This is a genomic window from Streptococcus oralis, from assembly GCF_022749195.1.
Classification (GTDB): domain Bacteria; phylum Bacillota; class Bacilli; order Lactobacillales; family Streptococcaceae; genus Streptococcus; species Streptococcus oralis_CI.
Window position 1 is genome coordinate 1516623 of sequence record NZ_CP094226.1, and the last position, 23570, is coordinate 1540192.

At 43.7% G+C, this 23570-nt stretch carries 22 protein-coding genes and 1 riboswitch; of the genes, 6 read left to right on the top strand and 16 right to left on the bottom strand.

Features of this window, described 5'->3' with window-relative positions; translation table 11 throughout:
• Positions 1 to 66 precede the first annotated feature (66 nt).
• The 3 genes from MP387_RS07450 to serS all read left to right on the top strand — a co-directional run bounded on the left by MP387_RS07450 (position 67) and on the right by serS (position 3293).
• Complete coding sequence (locus MP387_RS07450; protein WP_242745952.1) at positions 67 to 1431, top strand: aspartate kinase; 1365 nt, start codon at positions 67 to 69, stop codon at positions 1429 to 1431.
• 2 nt (positions 1432 to 1433) lie between these two features.
• The gene (locus MP387_RS07455) at positions 1434 to 1805 is read left to right on the top strand and encodes a DUF956 family protein (protein WP_242745954.1); all 372 of its coding nucleotides are present in this window, start codon (positions 1434 to 1436) and stop codon (positions 1803 to 1805) included.
• Between the two features lie 213 nt (positions 1806 to 2018).
• Positions 2019 to 3293 carry a serine--tRNA ligase gene (gene serS / locus MP387_RS07460; protein ID WP_125840349.1) on the top strand — a complete coding sequence of 425 codons (1275 nt, stop codon included), beginning with the start codon at positions 2019 to 2021 and terminating at the stop codon, positions 3291 to 3293.
• A 25-nt stretch (positions 3294 to 3318) separates the two neighbouring features.
• Here serS and MP387_RS07465 read toward each other — a convergent pair whose 3' ends face one another.
• The 7 genes from MP387_RS07465 to zapA all read right to left on the bottom strand — a co-directional run bounded on the left by MP387_RS07465 (position 3319) and on the right by zapA (position 11052).
• Positions 3319 to 4218, bottom strand: coding sequence for a TDT family transporter (locus tag MP387_RS07465; RefSeq protein WP_242745956.1), 900 nt, complete (start codon positions 4216 to 4218; stop codon positions 3319 to 3321).
• Between the two features lie 107 nt (positions 4219 to 4325).
• Complete coding sequence (locus MP387_RS07470) at positions 4326 to 5390, bottom strand: acyl-CoA dehydrogenase family protein (protein WP_242745958.1); 1065 nt, start codon at positions 5388 to 5390, stop codon at positions 4326 to 4328.
• A 14-nt stretch (positions 5391 to 5404) separates the two neighbouring features.
• A complete protein-coding gene (locus MP387_RS07475; protein WP_025171447.1) occupies positions 5405 to 5953 on the bottom strand; it encodes a carboxymuconolactone decarboxylase family protein in 549 nt (182 codons plus the stop codon).
• A gap of 131 nt (positions 5954 to 6084) precedes the next feature.
• Positions 6085 to 7407 (bottom strand): alanine/glycine:cation symporter family protein, encoded by a 1323-nt coding sequence (locus MP387_RS07480; protein WP_242745960.1) that lies wholly within the window; start codon positions 7405 to 7407, stop codon positions 6085 to 6087.
• 90 nt (positions 7408 to 7497) lie between these two features.
• Positions 7498 to 7586: riboswitch (glycine riboswitch) on the bottom strand.
• 168 nt (positions 7587 to 7754) lie between these two features.
• Positions 7755 to 10091 (bottom strand): endonuclease MutS2, encoded by a 2337-nt coding sequence (locus MP387_RS07485; RefSeq protein WP_242745962.1) that lies wholly within the window; start codon positions 10089 to 10091, stop codon positions 7755 to 7757.
• Positions 10092 to 10204: 113 nt separating this feature from the next.
• Positions 10205 to 10753 (bottom strand): CvpA family protein, encoded by a 549-nt coding sequence (locus MP387_RS07490; protein WP_242745963.1) that lies wholly within the window; start codon positions 10751 to 10753, stop codon positions 10205 to 10207.
• On the bottom strand, positions 10750 to 11052 hold the full coding sequence (gene zapA, locus MP387_RS07495) for a cell division protein ZapA (protein ID WP_000002028.1): 303 nt from the start codon (positions 11050 to 11052) through the stop codon (positions 10750 to 10752). Before zapA ends, MP387_RS07490 begins: the two co-directional genes overlap by 4 nt.
• An 86-nt stretch (positions 11053 to 11138) precedes the next feature.
• Between zapA and rnhC the strand changes: the two genes are divergently transcribed.
• From rnhC to recD2, 3 genes are all read left to right on the top strand, one after another.
• On the top strand, positions 11139 to 12020 hold the full coding sequence (gene rnhC / locus MP387_RS07500; protein WP_242745966.1) for a ribonuclease HIII: 882 nt from the start codon (positions 11139 to 11141) through the stop codon (positions 12018 to 12020).
• A gap of 3 nt (positions 12021 to 12023) precedes the next feature.
• Positions 12024 to 12638: a signal peptidase I gene (lepB, locus tag MP387_RS07505; RefSeq protein ID WP_001083995.1), complete on the top strand. Its 615-nt coding sequence runs from the start codon at positions 12024 to 12026 to the stop codon at positions 12636 to 12638.
• 127 nt (positions 12639 to 12765) lie between these two features.
• Positions 12766 to 15135, top strand: coding sequence for an SF1B family DNA helicase RecD2 (gene recD2, locus MP387_RS07510; protein ID WP_242745968.1), 2370 nt, complete (start codon positions 12766 to 12768; stop codon positions 15133 to 15135).
• A gap of 47 nt (positions 15136 to 15182) precedes the next feature.
• Here recD2 and tig read toward each other — a convergent pair whose 3' ends face one another.
• From tig to mvk, 9 genes are all read right to left on the bottom strand, one after another.
• A complete protein-coding gene (tig, locus tag MP387_RS07515; RefSeq protein ID WP_000116506.1) occupies positions 15183 to 16466 on the bottom strand; it encodes a trigger factor in 1284 nt (427 codons plus the stop codon).
• A 90-nt stretch (positions 16467 to 16556) separates the two neighbouring features.
• A complete protein-coding gene (locus MP387_RS07520) occupies positions 16557 to 17213 on the bottom strand; it encodes a DNA alkylation repair protein (RefSeq protein ID WP_242745970.1) in 657 nt (218 codons plus the stop codon).
• Complete coding sequence (locus MP387_RS07525) at positions 17214 to 17846, bottom strand: response regulator transcription factor (RefSeq protein WP_042902850.1); 633 nt, start codon at positions 17844 to 17846, stop codon at positions 17214 to 17216.
• Positions 17847 to 17855: 9 nt separating this feature from the next.
• Positions 17856 to 18854: an envelope stress sensor histidine kinase LiaS gene (locus MP387_RS07530; RefSeq protein ID WP_242745975.1), complete on the bottom strand. Its 999-nt coding sequence runs from the start codon at positions 18852 to 18854 to the stop codon at positions 17856 to 17858.
• A complete protein-coding gene (gene liaF, locus MP387_RS07535; protein WP_242745991.1) occupies positions 18851 to 19549 on the bottom strand; it encodes a cell wall-active antibiotics response protein LiaF in 699 nt (232 codons plus the stop codon). The genes MP387_RS07530 and liaF overlap by 4 nt, the downstream gene beginning before the upstream one ends.
• Positions 19550 to 19715: 166 nt before the next feature.
• Positions 19716 to 20717 (bottom strand): type 2 isopentenyl-diphosphate Delta-isomerase, encoded by a 1002-nt coding sequence (fni, locus tag MP387_RS07540; protein WP_242745994.1) that lies wholly within the window; start codon positions 20715 to 20717, stop codon positions 19716 to 19718.
• Positions 20701 to 21708 carry a phosphomevalonate kinase gene (locus MP387_RS07545; protein ID WP_242745997.1) on the bottom strand — a complete coding sequence of 336 codons (1008 nt, stop codon included), beginning with the start codon at positions 21706 to 21708 and terminating at the stop codon, positions 20701 to 20703. Before MP387_RS07545 ends, fni begins: the two co-directional genes overlap by 17 nt.
• Positions 21695 to 22648 carry a diphosphomevalonate decarboxylase gene (gene mvaD / locus MP387_RS07550; protein WP_242745999.1) on the bottom strand — a complete coding sequence of 318 codons (954 nt, stop codon included), beginning with the start codon at positions 22646 to 22648 and terminating at the stop codon, positions 21695 to 21697. The genes MP387_RS07545 and mvaD overlap by 14 nt, the downstream gene beginning before the upstream one ends.
• The gene (gene mvk, locus MP387_RS07555; protein WP_242746001.1) at positions 22630 to 23508 is read right to left on the bottom strand and encodes a mevalonate kinase; all 879 of its coding nucleotides are present in this window, start codon (positions 23506 to 23508) and stop codon (positions 22630 to 22632) included. The genes mvaD and mvk overlap by 19 nt, the downstream gene beginning before the upstream one ends.
• Positions 23509 to 23570: the final 62 nt, after the last annotated feature.

The window sequence follows — 23570 nt, forward strand, 5'->3', positions numbered from 1 at the left end:
TTTCTTCATTGAAAAATGCCCCTCTTTCTGCTATAATCGTATAAAATACTTACTTGAGGAGTCCTTATGAAGGTTGTAAAATTTGGCGGAAGCTCGCTTGCCTCTGCTGGTCAGTTAGAAAAAGTTTTAAACATCGTTAAAAGTGATAAAGAACGCCGTTTTGTAGTCGTTTCTGCACCCGGCAAACGCAATGCTGAAGATAGCAAGGTGACCGATGCCTTGATCAAATACTATCGTGACTATGTGGCTGGAAATGACATCAGTGCTAGCCAAAGCTGGATCATTGATCGTTATGCCGCTATGGTTAGTGAACTAGGGTTAAAACCTGCTGTTTTAGAAAAAATCTCTAAAAGTATTCGAGCCTTGGCAACTCTTCCTATAGAGGACAATGAATTTCTCTATGATACCTTCCTAGCGGCTGGAGAAAATAACAATGCCAAATTGATTGCAGCCTACTTTAACCAAAACGGCATTGATGCACGCTATGTTCACCCAAGAGAAGCTGGAATTGTTGTCACAAGTGAACCAGGAAACGCACGTATCATTCCATCTAGTTATGACAAGATTGAAGGCTTGGCTGATAGCACCGAAGTCCTTGTTATCCCTGGTTTCTTTGGTGTGACTAAGGAAAATCAAATCTGTACTTTTTCACGTGGTGGTTCAGATATTACAGGTTCTATCATTGCAGCAGGTGTTAAGGCTGATCTCTATGAGAACTTTACAGACGTAGATGGTATCTTTGCTGCCCATCCTGGTATTATCCACCAACCGCACTCCATTCCTGAATTAACCTACCGTGAAATGCGTGAGTTGGCTTACGCTGGATTTTCAGTTCTTCATGACGAAGCCCTTCTTCCTGCCTACCGAGGAAAAATTCCTCTTGTCATCAAGAATACCAACAACCCTGACCACCCAGGAACACGCATTGTTTTAGAACACAGTAGTGATAAATTCCCAGTAGTAGGGATTGCAGGTGACTCAGGATTCGTCAGCATAAACATGTCTAAATACCTCATGAACCGCGAAGTCGGATTTGGTCGCAAGGTTCTGCAAATCCTTGAGGACCTCAACATCGGTTGGGAACACATGCCTACAGGTATCGACGATCTTTCAATCATCCTCCGCTCCCGTGAATTAACTCCTATCAAAGAAGAAGAAATTCTACGTCAACTCGTTCAAAAAGCTGAAGTGGACCATGCTGAAATCGAACATGACCTTTCCATCATTATGATTGTTGGAGAAAAGATGAAGAGCCATATCGGGGTAACTGCTACTGCAACACGTGCTTTGTCTGAGGATAAAATCAACATCCAGATGATGTCCCAAGGTTCAAGTGAAGTTTCCATAATGTTTGTTGTCAATAAAGAGCAAGAAAAAGCAGCTATCAAGGCTCTCTATCATGCCTTTTTTGGTGAAAGTAAGGAAGACTAATCATGGCCCAATCACTCAATCAAGTCATTAACCTCCAAACCACTGGGACATCTTACCTCTCTATCTCTGGAAAAGTTGGAAAATTTTTAATCGGGGATCAAGCCTTAGAGTTTTATCCTGATGTCAATGTCGAACAATATATACAAATCCCTTGGTCCAGCATTCAGCAAATAGGAGCTAATGTAAGTGGTCGCAAGATCAGCCGTCACTTTGAAGTCTTCACTGATCAAGGAAAATTCCTTTTTGCTTCAAAAGACTCTGGAGCTATCCTCAAAATCGCTCGGAAAAAATTAGGAAACGACAAGGTTGTGAAACTTCCGACTCTACTCCAGACCATTGGACAAAAACTTAAAAATCTATTTGCAAAAAAGTAGAAACTTTAGTATAATCATAGCAACGGATAAGTAAGTTATTTCCTTCTTTCAGAAAGTCTGCGGGTGCTGCGAGCAGATAGGAGGGATAGGTGAAATTCTACCGTTGTTCACAATTAAATACAGAATCAAGTGCACACCTGTGAAGTTGGATGGAACCGTGGCCCTGCCACTCCAACACTTTGTCAGGTGTGCTTTTTTCATAAAGGAGTTCTTATGTTAGATATTAAACGTATTCGCACAGATTTTGATGCTGTCGCTGAAAAATTAGCTACACGTGGTGTAGATGCTGCTATCTTAAATGAGATGAAAGAAATCGATGCTAAACGTCGTGACATCTTGGTCAAGGTTGAAACGCTCAAAGCAGAACGTAACACAGTTTCTGCTGAGATTGCCCAAGCCAAGCGCAACAAGGAAAATGCCGATGATAAGATTGCTGCGATGCAAACCCTATCTGCTGAAGTCAAAGCCTTGGATGCTGAATTGGCAGACATCGATGCTAAATTGACAGAATTTACCACTACTCTTCCAAACATCCCTGCTGACAGTGTTCCTGTTGGAGCTGATGAAGATGACAATGTGGAAGTCCGTCGTTGGGGGACTCCACGTGAGTTTGACTTCGAGCCAAAAGCTCACTGGGATCTTGGTGAAGACCTTGGTATCCTTGACTGGGAACGTGGCGGTAAAGTAACGGGCGCTCGTTTCCTCTTCTATAAAGGACTTGGGGCTCGTTTGGAACGTGCTATCTACAACTTCATGTTGGATGAGCATGGTAAAGAAGGCTATACGGAAGTTATCACACCTTACATTGTTAACCATGACTCAATGTTTGGTACTGGTCAATATCCAAAATTTAAGGAAGACACTTTTGAATTGAAAGACACTAATTATGTCCTTATTCCTACCGCAGAAGTGCCTTTGACAAACTACTATCGCGATGAAATCCTTGACGGTAAAGACCTACCAATCTACTTTACCGCTATGAGTCCATCTTTCCGTTCTGAGGCTGGTTCAGCTGGTCGTGATACACGTGGCTTGATTCGTCTGCACCAATTCCACAAGGTTGAAATGGTCAAATTTGCCAAACCAGAAGAATCTTACGAAGAATTGGAAAAAATGACAGCAAACGCCGAAAACATCCTTCAAAAACTCAATCTTCCGTACCGTGTCGTTGCCCTCTCTACTGGGGACATGGGCTTCTCAGCTGCTAAGACTTACGACTTGGAAGTTTGGATTCCAGCCCAAAATACCTATCGTGAAATCTCAAGCTGTTCAAATACAGAAGATTTCCAAGCCCGTCGTGCCCAAATCCGTTACCGTGATGAAGCAGATGGCAAGGTGAAACTTCTCCACACCTTGAATGGTTCTGGACTTGCAGTTGGACGTACAGTGGCTGCCATTCTTGAAAACTACCAAAATGAAGATGGTTCTGTAACCATTCCAGAAGCACTTCGTCCATATATGGGTGGAGCTGAAGTTATCAAACCATAAAAAATAAGGCCTAGCTAGAAAATAGCTAGACCTTTTTTCGTAACCAAATCAGATAAGCACCCAAGACAAAGAATAAAATAGTGAGGCAAATAACGGTTTCAGCCAATACCAGATAATCCAGAAATGGAAGTTTCAAAATTCCCTGAGCCATCTTGAGCGAAGTAGCTGTGATAATGGTTGGGAAGGTGAGGGCTGAGAAGGCTGGTTGAAAGCCTTGTTTTAAAATATTAGGTAGGCGAGTTAAAACAAAGAAAAAGAAGGACTGAGATGCCAAAATCATGACAATCAAGAGCCAAGTCGGTAGGCCTGCTCCTCCAACTCGAACTAGAGAAGCTAAGAGTAGGGAAAAGGGAGCACAGTAGATTCCTTCCTGTCCAAGCAAGGCCACTGGGAGTGGATCTTTCTTTAAATCGCTATAAATAAGCGGATAGAGATAGAAGGTCAAGACAAAACCAAAAATCAAGGTTGCATAGGCAATTTCAATGATTCCGACAAGAGGATAGGTCAAGGCTGCTACTGCTATTCCCACATAGAGTACCGTCCAACTTGGAGTCGCATTGACCCTCCGACCCGGACAGGCAAATTTGATGGTAAAAGTAGCAATCAAAGTCAAATCCAAGAGAAAGGAAAACCACCAGATTCCTTGTGCTAGCAAAGAAAGAGCAGGGAATACGCGAAAGACATAGGTCGATAAAATCATCCCAGCCATGGGAAAGGTTGCCATTCCTGACAAAAGAGGGGGCTTGGTCAATTCTTGCTTGGTTTCTTTCCAATTAAACAGATGCAAAATTAAAAAGTAAACCCACAAAATCAAACCTGTCAGACTCAATATATAGGACAGAATCGGCAACATATCTAAAACGAGATTCCCAGCTCCTGCCAAACCTAGCAAACAACCTGAAAATACTAAGGGGAGTTTTTTCATCCTAACCTCCAATAATCATGTTAATTTCAGTATAGCATAAAAGCGCTTAAATGAGGACTTAAAAAACGAAGTTGGAAATTCAAACTTCGTTTTTATTCTACTATTTTTTAACTCGTTGCTAAGATATGGCGCAACTGAACAGCGCTTGGAGAAACAATCGGAAGAAAGGCTCCTTCATTCCAACGACGGATAAAACCAGATGTTGATTTGCTAAAGTAGCCTCTACCTCCACCAGCTTGTAACTCTAATAGCAGACTTTGAGCAACTATGTCCACAATGTCTATTCTTAACTGAAAGAGTTCACGCGGATTGGTAACGAAATAAGACCGGTCAGACAATCCCTGATAAAGAGCTTGTCGAATAGCATCTAACTGCTCTACCTGATATTGCCATTCATCTGTTAATACACTTCGTTTCCCCAATTCTTTTTCTACTTCTGATAGAGAGCGTTCAGCTAAACCAAAAGCCAAACCAAATTGGTAACCTAAAAATGCGGGACGATTTTGAGTTAAAAATTCTTTAGCGTTCTTGGATAGAATCCACTCTTCTTTTAAAGGAACCCGATTAAAGGTCAAAGCAGCCGTGTTTCCTCCCTGAAGAGAAACGAATTCTAAGTCTTCCGAACGACTAAAATTCTCTGCATCTGATGGCACAGCCACCACATAACTTTTACTTGGATCATCAGCAAAACCTGCTACAAAAATGGTTAAGAAACGATTTCTACGGGCATTGGTTACCCATGGCAGTCGCCCTTTTAGATAAAATTGTCCATTTTCTTCGATGATATAAACATTCAGCTCTTCTAAATCAGATAAATACTTGACCGCATTAGACAAGGCAGTTGCGCCTGCATATTCACCAGACAAGAGTTTTTCCAGATAGTTTTCTTTCAAATAGGAATTCTCTGAATGGAGAATATTGTCAATTAGGGTGCGTTGTCCCCAAGAAATAAAGGAGGCCGTCAAGGAATGTTGTGCAAGTTCTGCAAGGATATCAATGACATCTTGATCGCTTCCGTCTGAACCGCCGAGAGATTCTGGAACACCTACACGAAAAGCTCCTTCTGCTGCAATCCTTTCAATCAGTTGCTCTCCAGCCTCACAAGACTGTTTATCAATTTCATCAGCATGCTGGTCCAACCAGCTCAAAAACTCTTCGGAAAAAAATCCCATACTCTTTCCTCCTTTTATGCATAAGGTTGCAATTCTGGATTAATTGGCGTATTGGCTAGGTTGTTAGCATAGTTGCAAAGGCTAGCAAGACTAACACCGAGAACCACATCCAAGGCATTTTGTTGCGTGTAGCCAGCTTCCAAAAATTCACTAAGGGCTTCATCTCCTACACGCCCTTTGGTATTGATGACCGCCAAGGTAAACTTAGCTAGGGTGTCCAATTTAGGATCTGTTTCAATCGGAGTGCGGTTGCGGAGAGCTTGTAGAAGATCATCATTCATCTGGATTTGTTTGATTGAAAAGGCTGTGTGACCTGCGACGCAGAAAGCACAACCATTGGTTACGGCAGCTGTGATTTGTACTACTTCGCGTTCCACTGGTGTCAGGCTATTGCGGCGGTTGATAGCTCCGACAGTTCGGTAGGCTTCAAGCGCGGTTGGGGCATTGGCCAAGAGACCGATTAGGTTGGGAATATAGCCGTTGTTGTCTTTTTGTACTGTTTCAAGAACTTCTTTTACTTCTGCTGGTGCTGATTCTACTGTGTGGATGGTAAATGTTGTCATAAGAAACCTCTTTTCATTTTATTGTCATTTAGTCTATCATAGAATTTCCCCCTTGGATAATATATATTTTCAATCGCCTTGATAGGAAATGTCTATGAAATGAAAAAAATCACACTAAAAGTGTGATTGGGTTAGTGTTTAAAATACTTTTTAGTCTCAGCAATGACGACTGGCGACAAGACTAAGAGGGCAATCAAGTTTGGTAAAGCCATCAAGGCATTGACGATATCTGCAATAATCCAGACCATATCCAACTCGATAAATCCTCCCAACAAGACCATGACTACAAAGACTACACGGTAAAGCCAGATAAAACGAACACCAAAGAGAAACTCAAAACAGCGTTCTCCGTAATAGTTCCATCCGAGAATCGTCGTAAAGGCAAAGAGTACAAGGAAAATGGTCAAGAGGGAAGGTCCAAAATGTGAAAAAACTGTTGAAAAGGCTGACTGGGTCAAGGCAACCCCATTCAAATCACCACTCCAAACCCCAGTTACCAAGATTGTTAGACCTGTCAGAGTACAGATAATAAGGGTATCAATAAAGGTTCCTGTCATGGAAATCAAGCCTTGCTCGACAGGCTCATTTGTCTTAGCTGCAGCCGCTGCAATGGGAGCAGAACCAAGACCAGATTCGTTAGAGAAGACTCCCCGCGCCACACCATTTTGGATAGCCATCCGAATACTGGCACCTGCAAAACCACCTACCGCAGCAGCTGGACTAAAGGCTGAAGTAAAGATGAGAGCAAGTGTGGCTGGGATTTTCTCGATATTAAAGAGAATAACTGTAAGAGTCCCTAAAATATAGACAATAGCCATAAAAGGAACAACTGCTGTCGAAACTTTTGATATGGATTTGAGTCCACCAAAGACGGCAATACCCACCAAGATGGATAAAATCAGAGCTGTGATAGCTGGATCAACTTGGGCTGTATTTTGAATGGATTCTGTAATCGAATTGACTTGGGTAAAGGTACCAATCCCTAGAAGGGCTACCAATACACCCGCTAGGGCAAAGAAGATAGCAAGTGGACGCCACTTTTCTCCCATCCCCAAAAGGATGTAATGCATGGGTCCTCCAGCTACAGCTCCATTTGCATCCTTTGTGCGATATTTGATGGCCAGCAAGCCTTCGGCATACTTGGTCGCCATCCCAAAGAAGGCCGCCATCCACATCCAAAAGAGGGCCCCTGGTCCCCCAACCTTAATGGCTGTTGCGACCCCGATGATATTTCCCGTACCAACGGTGGCTGCTAGAGCCGTACAGAGAGCAGCAAAGCTCGACACATCGCCATGCCCCTTATCCTTGATAAAGATCAACTGAAAGGCCTTAGGGAGACGAGCTACCTGCAAAAGGCCTAGTCGGATGGTCAAATAGATACCCGTTCCGACCAATAAGATCAAGAGGGGAGGCCCCCAAACGAAAGCATCAAGGGCTTTAAGCATTTCTAACATATCCTTCTCCTATCTTTTCAACCCCAAAAGAAAGAGCACATGCAAGATACATGTACTCTGGAATGCTTAGATAAATGCCTAAAAGCGGTCTATCCTAGCTCTGTCCTTTTACCTGAGAGTTTGAGCAGTTGCCTGCCTTGCCCCTTCGGTGCCTTTACGGTCTCTCCAGAGTTCCGTCCATTTACAGTCATGGAAAACAAACCTTTCTCCACTTCTATTAAACTTCATTCGGTGTTGGTATTTTATTTTTTATTATTCTACAAGAAAAGTTAGCCTTTGTCAATATATTCTATGAAACTTTTTGACTTTTCACTTCTTTTTTCTGAAAGAGTGAATCCTTCTTCTCTCTATCCTTTAAAGGTCACAATGGTTGCGCCACTGCCTCCAGCATTTTGTGGAGCATAGCCAAAACTCTTGACATGCTTGTTTCTTTGCAGGTATTTGGTGACGCCCTCACGGATGACTCCCGTACCGATACCGTGGATGATGTCGACTTGCGCCATGTTATTGAGCAGGGCTTGGTCGATAAAGGCGTCCAGCTCATTCATAGCCTCTTCGTACCGTTTGCCTCGGAGATCCAGTCTCGCTTGCGGACCACGGCCAGAAGCACGTTTGACGACATTGACTTGTTTTTTCTTGACTGAGGCTTCTTGTTGGCTCTGAACAAGGTCAAATTCTTTCTCTTCCAAGGTCATCTTGATCAAACCAACTTGGGCTTCCCAACGGCCGTCCTTAAGATGATTGGTCAAGGTTCCACGCTGGCCATAACTGAGAACCACGATATCGTCTCCAACCTTTGGAGCTCGGTTTTTCTTGGCTTTTTGAAGGACCTTGTTTTTAGACAAGTCGACTTTTTCAGGAGCCAGTTTTTTCAGCTCAGCCTTGGCTTCAATGATTTCGTGGGGTTTGAGTTGAGACTTGCTGTGAAGATTCTTGAGAATCTGGTCACTCTCATTTAGAGCGAGTTCCACAATCTCAGCAGCCTGTTCACGCGCCTTGTTGAGCTCTGTTTCCTTTTCACGATTAAGCTCGTTGTAAAGTTTTTTGAGTGCTCGGTTCATCTTGAGGTTTTCTTGCTCCACCTCACGGATATTGTCCAAGCGTTTACGGCTTTCAAGCGTTTGCTCTTCCAATTGCTCAATGATACGGTTGACGTCATTATCTTGGTCGACCTGCTGACTGGCATCCCCGACGATGACATCTGACAGTCCTAGGCGTTTGGCAATTTCAAAAGCATTGCTTCGTCCAGGAACTCCCTGCATAAAGCGATAGGTCGGACGCAGGCTGGCTGTATCAAACTCCATGCTGGCATTTTGCACAAAGGCTGTTTCAATACCATAAGCCTTAAGCTCTGGATAGTGGGTTGTCGCCATGGTTTTGACCTGACGTAGACGAAGATCCTCTAAAATAGCCATAGCAAGGGCAGCACCTTCCTGCGGATCGGTACCTGCGCCAAGCTCATCTAGCAATAAGAGCGAATGTTGGTTGACCTTGCCAAGAATATCTACGATATTGGTCATGTGGCTGGAGAAGGTAGACAAGCTTTGCTCGATAGACTGCTCGTCTCCAATATCGGCAAAGATTTCTTCAAAAATACCGACACGGCTTCCCTTATCAGCTAAAATGGGCAAGCCTGACTGGGCCATGAGTTGAGTCAAGCCCAAGGTTTTGAGCATGATGGTCTTCCCACCTGTATTGGGACCTGTAATGACAATGGCCGTTAATTCCTTACCAAAGTGTACATCATTTGCGACAGCATTCTTGACCAAAGGATGGCGAACATGAAGGAGTTGAATCTCTTGATTCTCTGAAAGTTGAGGAACAACTGCTTGCATTTCTTGGATGAAACGTACCTTGGCACGAATTAAGTCTAAATGGCCGATGATCCAAGCGTCATTAGCAATCTCAGCAGCATGAGGGCGGATCCGTTCTGAGAGCTCCTGCAGGATACGAATCATCTCATAGCGTTCATCAGCTCGCAGACTAGCGATTTCTTCGCTCAGCTTGACCACCTCACGTGGCTCGATGTAGACCGTATTACCACTGGCAGAGATGTCATGGACAACACCCGCAATCTTATTGCGATAGGTGTTCTTGACTGGTAAGACTTGACGGCCATTTCTGCTAGCGATTATACCTTCCGTCAACATCTGCGCTTTTTGCTTGAGTAAGTCTTGCAAGACATCTCGAACTTGACTCTCGCTATCATGGATTTTCCGGCGAATGCGTGCTAGCTCTTCACTGGCAAAATTTTCGATAAATCCTGCATCATTTAGAGATTGAAGACTCCCTTGCAAGTGTGGAAAATCATGTAGTTTTTCAAACCATCTCGCCAACTGCTCCAAGCGTACATTTTCAAGATTGGCATAAAAACTTTGCAACTCTCTGCTAGCAAACAAGACTCGTTTGAGGAGCAGGAACTCCTCAATATTGAGGTCCGCCCCCATCTCCAGACGCTTGCAGACAGCTGAAATCTCACGTGTCGCTAGGATGGTAAAGTGGGGTTGCTCCACAAAAAGGGCTTGCATTTCCTCCATCTCTGTATAGGCTTGCTTGATCTTATCCACCTTGGCAGTTGGAGCCAAGCCTTTTAACTCCTCTAGTCCTTGTTCTGTCAAGAGATGAGGTTCAAACAAGGCTTTGATTTTATTAAATTCTAAGGTTTCTAGTATTTTTGTATTCATATTCTTTCCTTGTATACTTGTTTACAAGATTGTAGTAGCTAGAGGTTTTTGGACTTCACCTGACCCTAGTCGTCCAATCTGTAAACAAAGGGCTAGGAAAAATCCCGCCCTTTTTATCCGATTAAATTTGTCACCCAAAGTTGTTTGATAAGGTTTGTCGTAAAAGGGACACTTTGGATGATGTTTTTGGCTACTATACTTTTTTCGAGTGAATTTTGAATGACTGCCAGAGGCACCGTTGCAAGAATAGTCAGAGCCATTTGCAAGACAAATAAGGTTACCAATAGAGATAAAAGGCCTGCTCCGATACGGAACCATTTGACATCGAGCTTTTTAGTTGGAATCAAGTGTAGGAACAAACCGATAAAACGTCCGATACTATAACAAATCCCGAAAACTAGAAGGTAGGCGAGACCCGCATAAAAGACCTTGTCTAGGTGAAAAAGCTGGTCTGAAGAGAAGAAAAAGGTGCCCTGTCCTTCCTGAGGATTGGCATAAGGGACAAGTAAGTGGAAGTGTTCTCCCAGTGATTTATAAAACTGTCCCGCAACAAAAGCTGAAATCACTGCCACGAGGAAATAATAAACTTGCAGGACCAAACCTCTACGGTAGCCGATGTAAAAGCCCCAAGCCAGAACCAATAAGAGTAGGATTGAAATCATAGGGAGTCCTCAATCTTGCTCTGTTCTTGTTTAACAGCAATCAACTTGTGGCGGAGTTCTAACAACTCTTGCTCCTTGTCATCAAATTCAATTTCACGATTGAGCTGTGTAGACAGACAATTGACCGCCAAAAGAAGCGCAATGGTTTCATCATCCGCCCCAGGCATTTGTTCTTTAATTGCTTGGTATTTTTCAGTCGCAACCTTGGCAATTTCCTCCATAAAGAGGTTGTCATGCTCGGTTGTCAAGGTTAATGTCTTTTTCCCGAATGTAAACTTATATCGATTTAGATTTGCCATAAAATTCACCTCACGATATTATACCAAATTTCGCTAACTTTGTCAGTTTTTACCAATTCTCCTGCTTTTGTGGTACAATAGAGACTATGGCAAGTATCACACTCACACCAAGTGAACAGGAAATTCAGAGCTTTTTAAGTCAGTATCAGAAGGCTCTCAGTCCTAGTAAAAATCCTTATATTCGCTATTTTTTGCGACTGCCTCAGGCAACGGTTTCCATCTATACTTCTGGAAAAGTCCTCCTGCAGGGCGAAGCTGCTGAGCAATACGCTAGTTTCTTTGGTTATCAAGTTCGACAAGAAAACAGTGGACAAGATTTTCCTATGATTGGGACTGATGAGGTGGGAAATGGTTCCTACTTTGGGGGGCTAGTTGTTGTGGCTTCCTTTGTGACACCTGACCAGCACGACTTCTTGCGAAAACTCGGTGTGGAGGATTCTAAGACTCTGACAGACAAAAAGATTCGTCAGATTGCCCCTATCCTCAAGGAAAAAATCCAGCACCAAGCGCTCCTCCTTTCACCTAGCAAGTATAATGAAGTTATCGGAGAGCGTTACAATGCTGTTTCTGTAAAAGTTGCCCTTCACAATCAGGCTATCTTTCTCCTGCTCCAAAAAGGAGTCCAGCCAGAAAAAATCGTGATTGATGCTTTTACAAGTCCTAAAAACTATGGCAAGTACTTGGCGCAAGAAGCCAACCGTTTTCCAAACAAAATTAGCTTAGAAGAAAAAGCCGAGGGCAAATACCTGTCTGTTGCGGTTAGCTCCATCATCGCGCGTGAACTCTTCCTCGAAAACTTGGAGAATCTTGGACGAGAACTAGGCTATCAACTGCCAAGTGGCGCTGGAGCTGCATCTGATAAGGTTGCTAGCAAAATCCTTCAAGCCTATGGTATGAAGGGACTTCATTTCTGCGCCAAACTGCATTTTAAAAACACTGAAAAAGCCAAAACACTTCTAGAAAGGTAAATTATGAATTCGTTTAAAACATTTCTAAAAGAATGGGGAGTTTTCTTCCTGATTATCGCACTGGTCGGTCTTAGCCGTATCTTTCTTTGGAGCAATGTCCGTGTAGAAGGACACTCTATGGACCCTACCCTAGCCGACGGAGAAGTTCTCTTCGTTGTTAAACATCTCCCAATTGACCGCTTCGACATTGTGGTTGCGCATGAGGAAGAAGGAAATAAAGACATTGTCAAAAGGGTTATCGGCATGCCTGGAGATACCATCCGCTACGAAAATGACAAACTCTTTATCAACGGTGAAGAAACGAATGAACCTTACCTAGCTGAGTACCTCAACTTGTTCAAAACAGAAAAGTTGCAAAACACCTATACTGGAAAAGGATTTGAAGGCAATAAGGGAGTTTACTTTAGAGAACTTGCTCAAAAGGCACAGGCCTTTACAGTCGATGTCAATTCCAACACCAGCTTTAGCTTTACTGTCCCTCAAGGCGAATACCTTCTCCTTGGTGATGATCGTCTAGTCTCTAGCGACAGCCGCCACGTTGGTACCTTCAAGGCCAGCGATATCAAAGGCGAAGCAAAATTCCGTTTCTGGCCACTTAACCGTATCGGAACTTTTTAAGATAAGGAAGAGGCCGAGAATGCTAAGTCTCAGTCTCTTTTTCTATTGCGAGAGAAAACCTTAAAGTAATCTAGCTTTTCAAAGTGGCTAAGGGTCCAACTCTCATGAACTCATGTAAAGGAAACCTATGGAAGTTTATTTTTCAGGCACCATTGAACGTATTATTTTTGAAAATCCTAGTAATTTTTATCGCATTCTCCTCCTAGATATTGAAGATACGGACGCAGAGGACTTTGACGATTTTGAAATCATCGTTACAGGAACCATGGCGGACGTGATTGAAGGGGAAGACTACACTTTTTGGGGGCAAATCGTTCAGCACTCCAAGTATGGGGAACAGCTACAGATCAGTCGTTACGAGCGGGCAAACCCCACTAGCAAGGGCCTTGTCAAGTACTTTTCTAGCAGTCATTTCAAGGGGATTGGTCTCAAAACTGCTCAGAAAATCGTCGATAGCTATGGTGACAATACTATTGATGAAATTCTGGAACATCCTGAAAAGCTAGAAGGCATCTCAGGACTCTCTGCCAAAAACCGTGAGGCTTTTGTCTCCACCCTCCGTCTCAACTATGGGACAGAAATGGTCTTGGCAAAACTGGCCAACTACGGCATTCCCAATAAACTAGCCTTTCAGATTCAAGATTTTTACAAGGAAGAAACGCTGGATATTGTTGAAAATTATCCCTATCAACTGGTTGAGGATATCAAGGGCTTGGGTTTTACCATTGCTGACCAATTAGCTGCCGAACTAGGTATCGAAAGTCAAGCTCCTGAGCGCTTCCGCGCTGGCCTTGTCCACAGTCTCTTTCAAGGCTGTATGGATACGGGCGATACCTATATGGATGCCCGAGATTTGCTGGAACAAACCCTGACTCTCCTAGAGTCTTCCCGTCCCGTGGAACTCGATCCCAGCCAAGTTGCTCAGGAATTATCTCATCTGATCGAAGAAGATAAGGTCCAGCAGATTGATACCAAAATCTTTGATAACAGCCTCTTTTTTGCTGAGGAAGGCATTCGCAGTCACTTGGTTCGTATCCTTGAAAAAGAAAAGCAGAAAAATCAGGATTTGGAAACCATTCACAAGCATATCTCTACTGTCGAGCAAGAACTGGGGATTAAGTACGATGACATTCAAAAGCAGGCTATCTGCGACGCTATCCAGAACAAGGTCTTTATCCTGACAGGTGGGCCTGGTACAGGTAAGACGACTGTTATCAATGGGATTATCGCTGTTTATGCCCTCTTAGAAGGGCTTGATCTCAGTAAAAAAAGCAACTTACCTATCCTTCTCGCTGCGCCAACTGGTCGTGCAGCTCGACGCATGAATGAATTGACAGGTTTGCCTAGCGCGACCATACATCGCCATTTGGGGATGACGGGAGACGATGATACCAGTCATCTAGAAGATTATCTAGATGCCGACTTCATCATCGTGGATGAGTTTTCTATGGTGGATACTTGGCTAGCTAACCAACTCTTCTCCAATATCTCCTCTAACAGTAAAATCCTTATCGTGGGAGACAGTGACCAGTTGCCTTCTGTTAGTCCCGGACAAGTCCTTGCTGACCTGCTCCAGATATCCCTGATTCCGCAGACCCGCTTGGAACGGATTTACCGTCAGAGCGAAGAATCAACTATCGTTACATTGGCGAGTCAGATTCGACAAGGCATCTTGCCAGCTGACTTTACCCAGAAAAAGGCAGACCGTTCCTACTTTGAAATCGCTAGTGGCCATATCCCAGCTACCATTGAGAAAATTCTCGGTGCTGCCCTCAGAAGTGGCATTCCGGCTCGAGATATTCAAGTGCTAGCGCCTATGTATCGAGGTACTGCTGGTATTGACGCCATCAACCAACTCATGCAAGACCTGCTCAATCCTCAGCAAAAGGGGCAAGTGAACTTTGAAGCAACTCAGTGTCACTATCGAACAGGGGACAAGGTCATTCACCTAGTCAACGACGCCGAAGTCAATGTCTTTAACGGAGACCTAGGCTACATTACAGATTTGATTCCTGGAAAATACACCGAGTCCAAACAAGACGAGATTGTCATTGATTTTGATGGCAATGAGGTCATCTACCCACGTAACGAATGGTACAAGATCCGTCTGGCCTATGCCATGAGTATCCACAAGTCTCAGGGAAGTGAGTTTCCTGTTGTCATCCTGCCCATCACCAGTGCTAGCAAGCGCATGCTGGAGCGGAATCTCATCTACACAGCTATCACACGGGCCAAGAGCAAGCTCATCCTTCTTGGCGAATTACAGGCCTTTGACTATGCAGTCAAGCATATCGGGACTGCCCGCAAGACCTATCTGATTGAGCGTTTCAGTGATTTAATTGAAACTAATATTGAAGAAAGCAAACAAGCCTTCTCTGAAACTGCCACACCAAGTGACTCTGAACAATCCTACATCATCACCGAGGAAAACTGGTCTAGCATCCCAGCCATGATCGGGATTACAGATGCAGACCTCAAAGAGATTTTTGGAAAATAGTGCAACAGAAAACCCACCTAGTCAGGTGGGCTTTTTCTCTTTTAAGATTATTTAACTGTTGCAGTGCTTGTGATCAATTCAACAGCTTTTTTGATAGTGATATCGTGTTTCAACATGTCAGCTGAAAGCAAGTTTTGTACTTGTGCAACTTCCATGTTGTAGTCTGCAGCCAATTGCTCGATTTCTTTTTGGATTTCTTCTTCTGAAGCGTCAAATCCTTCAGCTTTGGCAACTGCTTCGATAACAAGGTTAGTCTTCGTACGTGACTCAGCTTCTGCTTCGTATTGTTTGTGAAGGTCTTCTTGAGTAGTTCCAGTGATTTGGAAGTACATGTCAGGGTTGATACCTTGACGTTGCAAGTTTCCAAGGAATTCATTTACTGAGCGGTGAACTTCTTCGTGGATCATTTCTTCTGGAAGTTCTACGATTTCAGCGTTTTCTACAGCTTTATCGATTGCTGCACCTTCAACGGCATCTTTGTATGCTTCTTCTTTCGCAGCAGTCAATTCTTTGCGGTATTTTTCTTTCAATTCGTCAAGAGTTTCCACTTCTTCGTCGATGTCTTTTGCAAGTTCATCATCAAGAGCTGGAACTTCTTTTGCTTTTACTTCGTGGATAGTTGTTACGAATTTAGCTTCTTTACCTGCAAGGTCTTCTGCTTGGTAGTCTTCTGGGAATGTTACAACAACATCAACAGTTTCGCCAGCTGAGTGTCCAACCAATTGGTCTTCGAAACCAGGGATGAATTGACCTGATCCAAGTCCAAGTGAGAAGTTTTCACCTTTTCCACCGTCAAATTCAACACCGTCGATAGAACCAACGAAGTCAATCACAACAGTGTCGCCATTTTCAGCAGCGCCTTCTTTGATAACCAATTCAGCCAAGTTGTTGCGTTCGCGTTCGATACGTTCTTCAACATCAGCGTCTGTCACTTCTTTTTCTACATCAACTGATACTTCAAGGTTTTTGTAGTCACCCAATTTTACTTCAGGTTTTGTCACGACTTCAGCTGTGATAACCCAGTCTTGACCTTTTTCCATTGAAGTCACGTCAATTTTTGGTTGCGCAACGACTTCAAGACCAGCTTCTTTTACTGCTGCTTCATAAGCGTTTGGCAAAAGTGCGTTCATTGCATCTTGATAAAGAGCTTCTTCACCAAATTTTTGGTCGAAGATAGGGCGTGGAAGGTGACCTTTACGGAATCCAGGAACGTTAAGAGTTTTCTTTACTGAGTTAAATACACGGTCCAATTCTGGTTTGATTTGGTCTTGAGAGATTGTGAAAGTCAAGACACCACGGTTTGTTTCTTTGTTTTCAAATGATACAGACATTCTGTCATTTCTCCTTAAAATTTTTAATACAGTCCATTATACCATATAATAGCGACTTTTTTCAAGTAATGAATGCGCTTTTCAATAGTGCTAGAGGTACTTGCTCGCTTCCTTGATACTAAGTTCAGCCATTCGTTTCTTATTTTTCTCAATATAACGTGCTACCCATTCGGGATTGGTTTTAGAGTAGTCTCTTAGAGCCCAGCCGATGGCTTTGTTGATGAAAAATTCTGTCTGGTCCAGATTGTTGACCAGGATCTTTTCCATCAGTTGGACATTTGTTTTCTCTTTCCTTAACAACTGGTGGTCAATAGCGACTCGTCTCAGCCAGATATTGTCTGATAGGCTCCATTTTAAAAGCACTTTTTCAAGTTCCGGATGGTTAGCCACCAAACTTCCTACTACTCGATCTAGGATATCTACCGTGTCCCACCAAGACTTGGTCACGACCAGACGCTCAAGCTCAGGCAAATCGTCCTTCGTTAGATAAGACTGCATGGCTTTCAAATAGTTAGCAGCCACATACTGGTATTCTCTAGCATCCTTTTCCCAGCAAGTGTCTACAAAATTCCAATCGATCAGCTTTGTTTTTTTCGCACTTGGAAAGTATTTTCTGTAGAGGGCATTTCTTTCAGGACCAGCAATACCTAAAAAGGGAAATTGATGACGCATATAGGCTTCCATGGGGCCTGCCTTTTTCGGATCTTTTGCTGCTTCTAGCTCCACAAGTAAATCTTCAAGACTCATCTAAAAGTCCTCCTGCCCGACCAAGTGGTGCTGAAAGGCATAGACCGCAGCCTGGGTGCGATCACTGACCTCAAGCTTGGCTAGGATGTTGGACACGTGGGTCTTGACCGTCTTGAGAGAGATGAAGAGTTCATCTGCAATGCGTTGATTTTCGTAGCCCTTAGCGATGAGTTGGAGCACGTCTCGCTCACGCGCAGTCAGCTCCTCATGAAGCTCCATATGATTACGGTGGTATTCAACCTTCTTGCTGACCTCTTGTTCAATAGCCAGCTCTCCAGCAGCCACCTTACGAACGGCATGGAGCAGTTCGTCTGCACTAGAAGTCTTGAGCATATAACCTTTGGCACCCGCATTCAAGACTGGCATGATTTTTTCATTGTCCAAGTAAGAAGTTACAATCAAAATCTTGGCTTCAGGCCATTCTTTGAGGATGGCTAAGGTCGCGTCAATCCCATTCATCTCAGGCATGACGATATCCATGACAATGACATCTGGACGCAGTTTCAAGGCCAACTCAATACCTTGAGCCCCATTGGCAGCCTCGCCCACAACTTCCACATCGTCTTGGAGATCAAAATAGCTTTTCAAGCCCAATCGAACCATTTCATGGTCATCTACAAGTAAAATTTTCATCTCTACTCCTTATAATTCCTTATCTAACAGGGGAATACGGATATCAACCGCCAGTCCTTGCTTGGGAGCTGTCAAGAGTTGAACCGTTCCTGCCATATCTTCGACCCGCTCCTTGATGTTTCGCAATCCATAACTCAAGTCATCTAAACTCCCTAACTGGAAACCAATCCCATTGTCCACTACCTTCAGCTGCAATTCAACATCTGTCTGATAGAGATAGACATCTAGGCAAGATGCCTGGGCATGGCGGAGGGTATTGCTGATCAACTCCTGCAAAATACGGAAGATATGTTCTTCAATCTTCTTGGGCAATTTAGACACATTCTGCTTGAGACTAACCTTGAGATCACTCTTGTCCTCAAGCTCTTTTAAGAGGATTTGAATTCCCTCAATCAAACTCTTCTCTTCCAACTCAACTGGTCGCAAATGTAGGAGCAAGACCCGCAGATCTTTCTGGGCTGTTTCTAGGATGGCTGCAACGCTTTGCAACTGGGTCTGCATCTTTTCTCTATCCAGTTTCAAAGCCTGCTGGCTGACACCTGATAAAATCATATGGGCCGCAAACAACTCCTGACTAACTGTATCGTGCAGATCACGTGCTATCCGCTTCCGTTCTTTCTCGATGATTGCTTCTTCCTTGACCAGGCTTTGATTTTCAGCCTTTTGAACAGCTTCTGTCAAGAGGTTGAGCTTGCCAGACAAGGATTGGAAACTGGCATTCAAGTCTGGATCTTCAAAGGCAACCACCTCTTTTCCTGCTAGCAGTCGCTTGAGATTGACTTGCATTTTTCTGCGAGAGACTTCTTCTATCACGCGCCAAAAGAGGGCAAAAAAGAAGGTCATGGAAAGGCTAAAGACCAAGATCAAGAAGATGAGTTTCTCTGTTTTCTCGATATCTTGTAGCAAATAGGACCAGTCTAGCTCAAAAATATCAAGTAAACTATTAGTCAAAAAAAGGATAAAGAGGAAAGAAGTCAGGCCGATTATCAGATAGGATTGCTTTTTCATCCTCTGACCACCTCCACATCGCCAACCATACTGGTCAAGAAAATCTTGACGCTCTTGTTACTCTTTAGATAGTCCCTGGTTTCCTGATGATAATGTTCATTACGAAGGGCTCGCTTGGGTTGATGGAGGAAAGTTAGATCTCCATAGAGGCAGTTGACACTGAGACTGATTTCCACATCTACGGGCACGATAATCCTAGTCGTTCCGACCATCTTTCTAAGGATAATGACATTGTCATGATTGGTTAGGATAACTCTTTCTAGATGAATGGTGTCCTTGCCCATGAGGCGAAAGAGGTTGATATCGTCAAATTGACATGTCTGGTGACTAGAGAAATGATGGAGATTGCCAAACCAAGGATTGCGTTCATTTTTTACCGTCACCACCTCTTCAAAGACCAAGTCGGTCTCCTCTCTTTCTTGATTCATCATTGGATAAAGAAGAAAGAGACTGTAGATAACTGCCACAAAGATAGCTAAAATCACAAAGGGATTGAGCATGACGATGAAAAAGAAAAGAATGGTCGCCACAAGGAGGAAAACGTTGTTGCCCTCTTTACCTGTATAATAGCGGATCAAAAGCAAAAAGAGGAATAGAATCAGCAAAAAACGCGAAAAATTCTCTGATACCATCAAAATCAGAGCTCCCGTCAATAAACAGGCTTCGATAAATAAAAAGATTTGAAATTTTTTCATAGATGCATCCTCTCCCTTCTATTTTATCACAATTCAAAAAAGTCACCTCGGTCTAAGGATGGAAAAAGGAGATAGGACAGAAATCGCTCCTACAAACTAGGTTCTTTCAGCCCACCACAGTTGACAAAAGGCTACAAAAAAGGGCGGGATTCTTGTCCCGACCTCTCTACATCTGATCTTTTGCTTCTTTTAGTTTACCATAAAGAATATAGTCTACTTTTTGCAGATCAGCTATGGTAGCACAATTAAGGGCACACATAATCAAGCGCAAATCTTCTTTCCAGCCTTGGATGATGCTAATCACTTCCTCGATCGAGTAGGTTTCAACCAATTCCAGAACGGTTCGTGACAATCCCACAGCCTTAGCTCCAAAAACCAAGCACTTAATCATATCAAGTGGGTTCCGAACACCTCCACTGGCCAAGAGTTCGACCTTATCTTTCCAGTCTTTGGCATTGAGAAGGGCTTGCATAGTAGACTGCCCCCATTGATTGAGGTAATCACGCTGACCACTACGACGGTTTTCGATATAGGCAAAGCTGGTTCCACCACGACCTGACAGGTCAACCGTTCGAACACCCAGTTCATAGGCTCTCTCGATGGTCTTAGCATCCATGCCAAAACCGACTTCTTTTAAAACAAGAGGAACAGGGATGTGCTTACTGTAATCTGCTAGATGCGATTGCCAGCTTCTAAACTTCCTTTCTCCCTCAGGCATGAGTAATTCTTGCATAACATTGACATGCACTTGCAAAAGCAAAGGATTCATCGCTTGCACAGTCTGAAGTCCTAGGTCAACAGATTTGTCCAATCCAATATTGGTTCCAAGTAGGAGATTTGGATGGCTGGACTTGACAGAAAAAGAGTCATCTCTTGGATCCTTGAGGGCTGCACTATAAGAGCCCGTCACAAACAAAATCCCACAGGCTTCTGCCACCTGGGCCAGCTTTTGATTGATTTCTCTTCCCTTATCGCTTCCACCCGTCATAGCATTGATATAAAAAGGAAAGTCCCACTTACGTCCTGCAAATTCTGTAGACAAATCAATCTCATCTAGGTCATAGAGTGGTAGCGAAGAGTGGATTAACTCGACCTCATCAAAGCTATTATAAAAACTTTTCTGCTCAAGGGCATAGCGGATATGCTCATCCTTACGATTTGTCGTCATGTCCTATCCTTTCTTGGTATAAGAGCTCAATCCCCAGATTGGCCCAACGGTTTTTTAGGGTTTCAGTTGATTGCTCATCAAAACTCAAGGCAATGCCACAATCACCGCCACCAGCTCCACTGCTCTTGGCAACAGCCTGCAAATCTTGGCTGGCCATTTTTAACTCTCTAAGCGAAGGAGTGTAAATATCTGTGCTCAAACCTTCTAAAAGTCGACTAGCTGTTTCCACCTGCTCGATAATTTTTTCTGTATTCCCCTGCTCCAAGGCTTCTACCAAAGCAGCTACCGTTGCTTTTGAGGAAGTTAAAAAGAGCTGGTCTATGTTTTGCTTGATTTGCTTGACCATTTGACTTGATACAGCCACTTCCTTGGTCCATCCCACTAGGAAATCACATTCTAGGGCTGGTTGCACTTGTGAGATAGAAAAGCCCCAATCACGCTCCAAAACTGTCGCCACGTTTTCTTTTTCCAACCAAGCAGCTATCTTCTTTCGATCAAATGACTGGTAAAGAACCAAATCCTCTGCCACAATACAGGCAAGGTCTCCCATAGAGCCATTGTCTCCTCGCTTGAGCAAGACCGCGCTAGCCAGCTTGAACAAGAGATCCTGATCAATCGAAAGATTATACAGAGCCAGCAGAGCCTTGACAACCAAGACAACGACGCTGCCACTAGAGCCTAGACCAAACTTTTTGCCTTCCCGTTCCATTTTTCCTCGGATTTCCAAAGAAATAGGTCGCAAGGTCTGACCACGATCAGCGAGGAAATCTTCCACTAAAGCTATCGTTTCTTGAATCAAACTGTAGGCAGGATTTGGCGTCAAGTCCACTGCGAAATCAAACAGATCTGAATAGATACGGTAGCTATCAGAAAAGGCAATCTCTCCCCTCATATAGATAGGTATCGCCTTTATCAAGGCCAGCTGTCCTGGCTCTAAAATAGCATATTCACCCGCCCAATAGAGTTTTCCGCAAGTTTTAACAGCAATCATCTTGACTCAAATCCTTTGTTTTTGACACAATCAAGCGATAACGTTGACCAAAGATTTCTGATAAATGCTCCAAGTCTTTCTCCTGACAGAGGACCTTGACATTGGGACCAGCATCCATGGTAAAGTAGCAGGCCTCCCCTTGCTCACGAAGCTGGCGAACAAAGTCCATGGCTTCATAGCTTGCATCCGTCAGATAAGAAAAGGCTGGTGATGCTGTTTTTGTCGTAGCGTGCATAGCAAGGGCATTTTTCTCAGTCAATTCCCCAACTTTGGTAAAGTCATTTTCTTTTAGATAAACCAGCATCTCCTGATAATCTTTTTCAGACTGACGCACCCAGTCATCAAAGGTCGTCGAGGTTTCCACACAGAGTTTCATCCCATCTCGGCTAGAAATCGGTTTTTTCTTGTCTTCTAGCACCAACATAATCATAGCTAGTTTCAAGTCTGTCGCTACAGGGTAAATTTCCCCACTATCCTTATCCCAGGCACCTAGTGGTCCATAAAAACTGCGAGAGGAAGAACCTGAGGCAAACTTAGCCTCCTGCGCCAACTGACTCCGATTCAAACCAAGCTGAAAATAAGCATTGCAAGCCTTGACCAAGGCGGACAAACCACTAGAACTTGAGGACAGGCCCGCTGCCGTTGGCATATTGTTTTGGGTATCAATACGGACAAATCCCTCACCTTCTGGACGGTAGCGGTCAATGATTTTGCTCATTTTGGCATGCTCCGCCTCATTTTGGAGTTGACCATTGATGTAAAATGCATCAGGCGTCGCATGGGCTGGTAGAGGCGACAAGGTCGTCTCTGTGTACATGTTTTCCAAAGTCAGAGAGATGCTGCTAGTAGCAGGAACCATCTCTTTTTCTTTTTTCTTTCCCCAGTATTTGATAATGGCAATATTTGCGTAGGAACGTACTGTTACAGGCTTTCGATCCATGTCTGAACAGCTCCTTTCTCTTCTAATCGTTTTGCTAGTTCTTCTGCTTGGTCCAGATTGGCTACCAAGGCTATGATACAGCCTCCTAACCCACCACCACTCATCTTGGCTCCCAGAGCACCGTCGCTCAGAGCCGTTTCAACGAGGGAATCTGCCTCAGGGCTACTGACACCAATTTCTTTTAGATGTAAATGTGCCTGACTGAATATTTGTCCTAGTTTTTCAGCATCTTTTTGTCTAATTGCCTCTTCTGCTTGCTGGGTCAATTCTCCCAAGGCATGCAAAAACGGTAGGGCATCCTTCCCCTTGTTTTGAACCACTTGGATGGCTTCACGAGTGTGACCATACACGCCCGTATCTGCAATGACCAAATAAGCAGATAGTTCCATCTTAAGCTCTGTAAATCCAACGTTTTTAATAAAGCGAATAGGTTGATCACTGAGACAGGTCTTGGCATCCAAACCACTCGGATTCATATGGGCAATCATCTCAGCTCGATTGACCAAGATCTCTAGTACATGATGAGGAAGTTCTGCCTGATAATAGTCAAAAACCGCACGAATGGCCGCTATGCTGATAGCTGCTGACGAACCCATCCCCCGTTTTTCAGGAATAGCTGAGTCAATCTGACAACGAATGCAAGCATCCTTGATATTTAGATGCTCAAGCGAAGCGTACACTGCCATAGACAAGGTATCCTCCTCATAAAGACGCCATGGACTTTCAGCAGGGACCACCTTACAAGTCACTTCCACCTCTATGAGAGGCAGAGAAATAGCAGGATAGCCGTATACAACAGCATGCTCTCCTATTAAAATAATCTTACTATGTGCCTGACCGACACCAACTTTTTTTGTCATGTTTTCCTTTAACCAGACGGAAAGACCGTCTCATTTCATACAGTAGTATTTTCTCCTATCTA

What these genes read in the sequence shown, in the direction of transcription:
- MP387_RS07450 (WP_242745952.1), top strand. Translation starts at nt 67, where the DNA reads ATGAAGGTTGTAAAATTTGGCGGAAGCTCGCTTGCCTCTGCTGGTCAG.
- tig (WP_000116506.1), bottom strand. Translation starts at nt 16,466, where the DNA reads ATGTCTGTATCATTTGAAAACAAAGAAACAAACCGTGGTGTCTTGACT.
- serS (WP_125840349.1), top strand. Translation starts at nt 2,019, where the DNA reads ATGTTAGATATTAAACGTATTCGCACAGATTTTGATGCTGTCGCTGAA.
- lepB (WP_001083995.1), top strand. Translation starts at nt 12,024, where the DNA reads ATGAATTCGTTTAAAACATTTCTAAAAGAATGGGGAGTTTTCTTCCTG.
- rnhC (WP_242745966.1), top strand. Translation starts at nt 11,139, where the DNA reads ATGGCAAGTATCACACTCACACCAAGTGAACAGGAAATTCAGAGCTTT.
- liaF (WP_242745991.1), bottom strand. Translation starts at nt 19,549, where the DNA reads ATGAAAAAATTTCAAATCTTTTTATTTATCGAAGCCTGTTTATTGACG.
- MP387_RS07485 (WP_242745962.1), bottom strand. Translation starts at nt 10,091, where the DNA reads ATGAATACAAAAATACTAGAAACCTTAGAATTTAATAAAATCAAAGCC.
- zapA (WP_000002028.1), bottom strand. Translation starts at nt 11,052, where the DNA reads ATGGCAAATCTAAATCGATATAAGTTTACATTCGGGAAAAAGACATTA.
- recD2 (WP_242745968.1), top strand. Translation starts at nt 12,766, where the DNA reads ATGGAAGTTTATTTTTCAGGCACCATTGAACGTATTATTTTTGAAAAT.
- MP387_RS07470 (WP_242745958.1), bottom strand. Translation starts at nt 5,390, where the DNA reads ATGGGATTTTTTTCCGAAGAGTTTTTGAGCTGGTTGGACCAGCATGCT.
- MP387_RS07525 (WP_042902850.1), bottom strand. Translation starts at nt 17,846, where the DNA reads ATGAAAATTTTACTTGTAGATGACCATGAAATGGTTCGATTGGGCTTG.
- MP387_RS07455 (WP_242745954.1), top strand. Translation starts at nt 1,434, where the DNA reads ATGGCCCAATCACTCAATCAAGTCATTAACCTCCAAACCACTGGGACA.
- fni (WP_242745994.1), bottom strand. Translation starts at nt 20,717, where the DNA reads ATGACGACAAATCGTAAGGATGAGCATATCCGCTATGCCCTTGAGCAG.
- MP387_RS07475 (WP_025171447.1), bottom strand. Translation starts at nt 5,953, where the DNA reads ATGACAACATTTACCATCCACACAGTAGAATCAGCACCAGCAGAAGTA.
- mvk (WP_242746001.1), bottom strand. Translation starts at nt 23,508, where the DNA reads ATGACAAAAAAAGTTGGTGTCGGTCAGGCACATAGTAAGATTATTTTA.
- mvaD (WP_242745999.1), bottom strand. Translation starts at nt 22,648, where the DNA reads ATGGATCGAAAGCCTGTAACAGTACGTTCCTACGCAAATATTGCCATT.
- MP387_RS07490 (WP_242745963.1), bottom strand. Translation starts at nt 10,753, where the DNA reads ATGATTTCAATCCTACTCTTATTGGTTCTGGCTTGGGGCTTTTACATC.
- MP387_RS07545 (WP_242745997.1), bottom strand. Translation starts at nt 21,708, where the DNA reads ATGATTGCTGTTAAAACTTGCGGAAAACTCTATTGGGCGGGTGAATAT.
- MP387_RS07480 (WP_242745960.1), bottom strand. Translation starts at nt 7,407, where the DNA reads ATGTTAGAAATGCTTAAAGCCCTTGATGCTTTCGTTTGGGGGCCTCCC.
- MP387_RS07520 (WP_242745970.1), bottom strand. Translation starts at nt 17,213, where the DNA reads ATGAGTCTTGAAGATTTACTTGTGGAGCTAGAAGCAGCAAAAGATCCG.
- MP387_RS07530 (WP_242745975.1), bottom strand. Translation starts at nt 18,854, where the DNA reads ATGAAAAAGCAATCCTATCTGATAATCGGCCTGACTTCTTTCCTCTTT.
- MP387_RS07465 (WP_242745956.1), bottom strand. Translation starts at nt 4,218, where the DNA reads ATGAAAAAACTCCCCTTAGTATTTTCAGGTTGTTTGCTAGGTTTGGCA.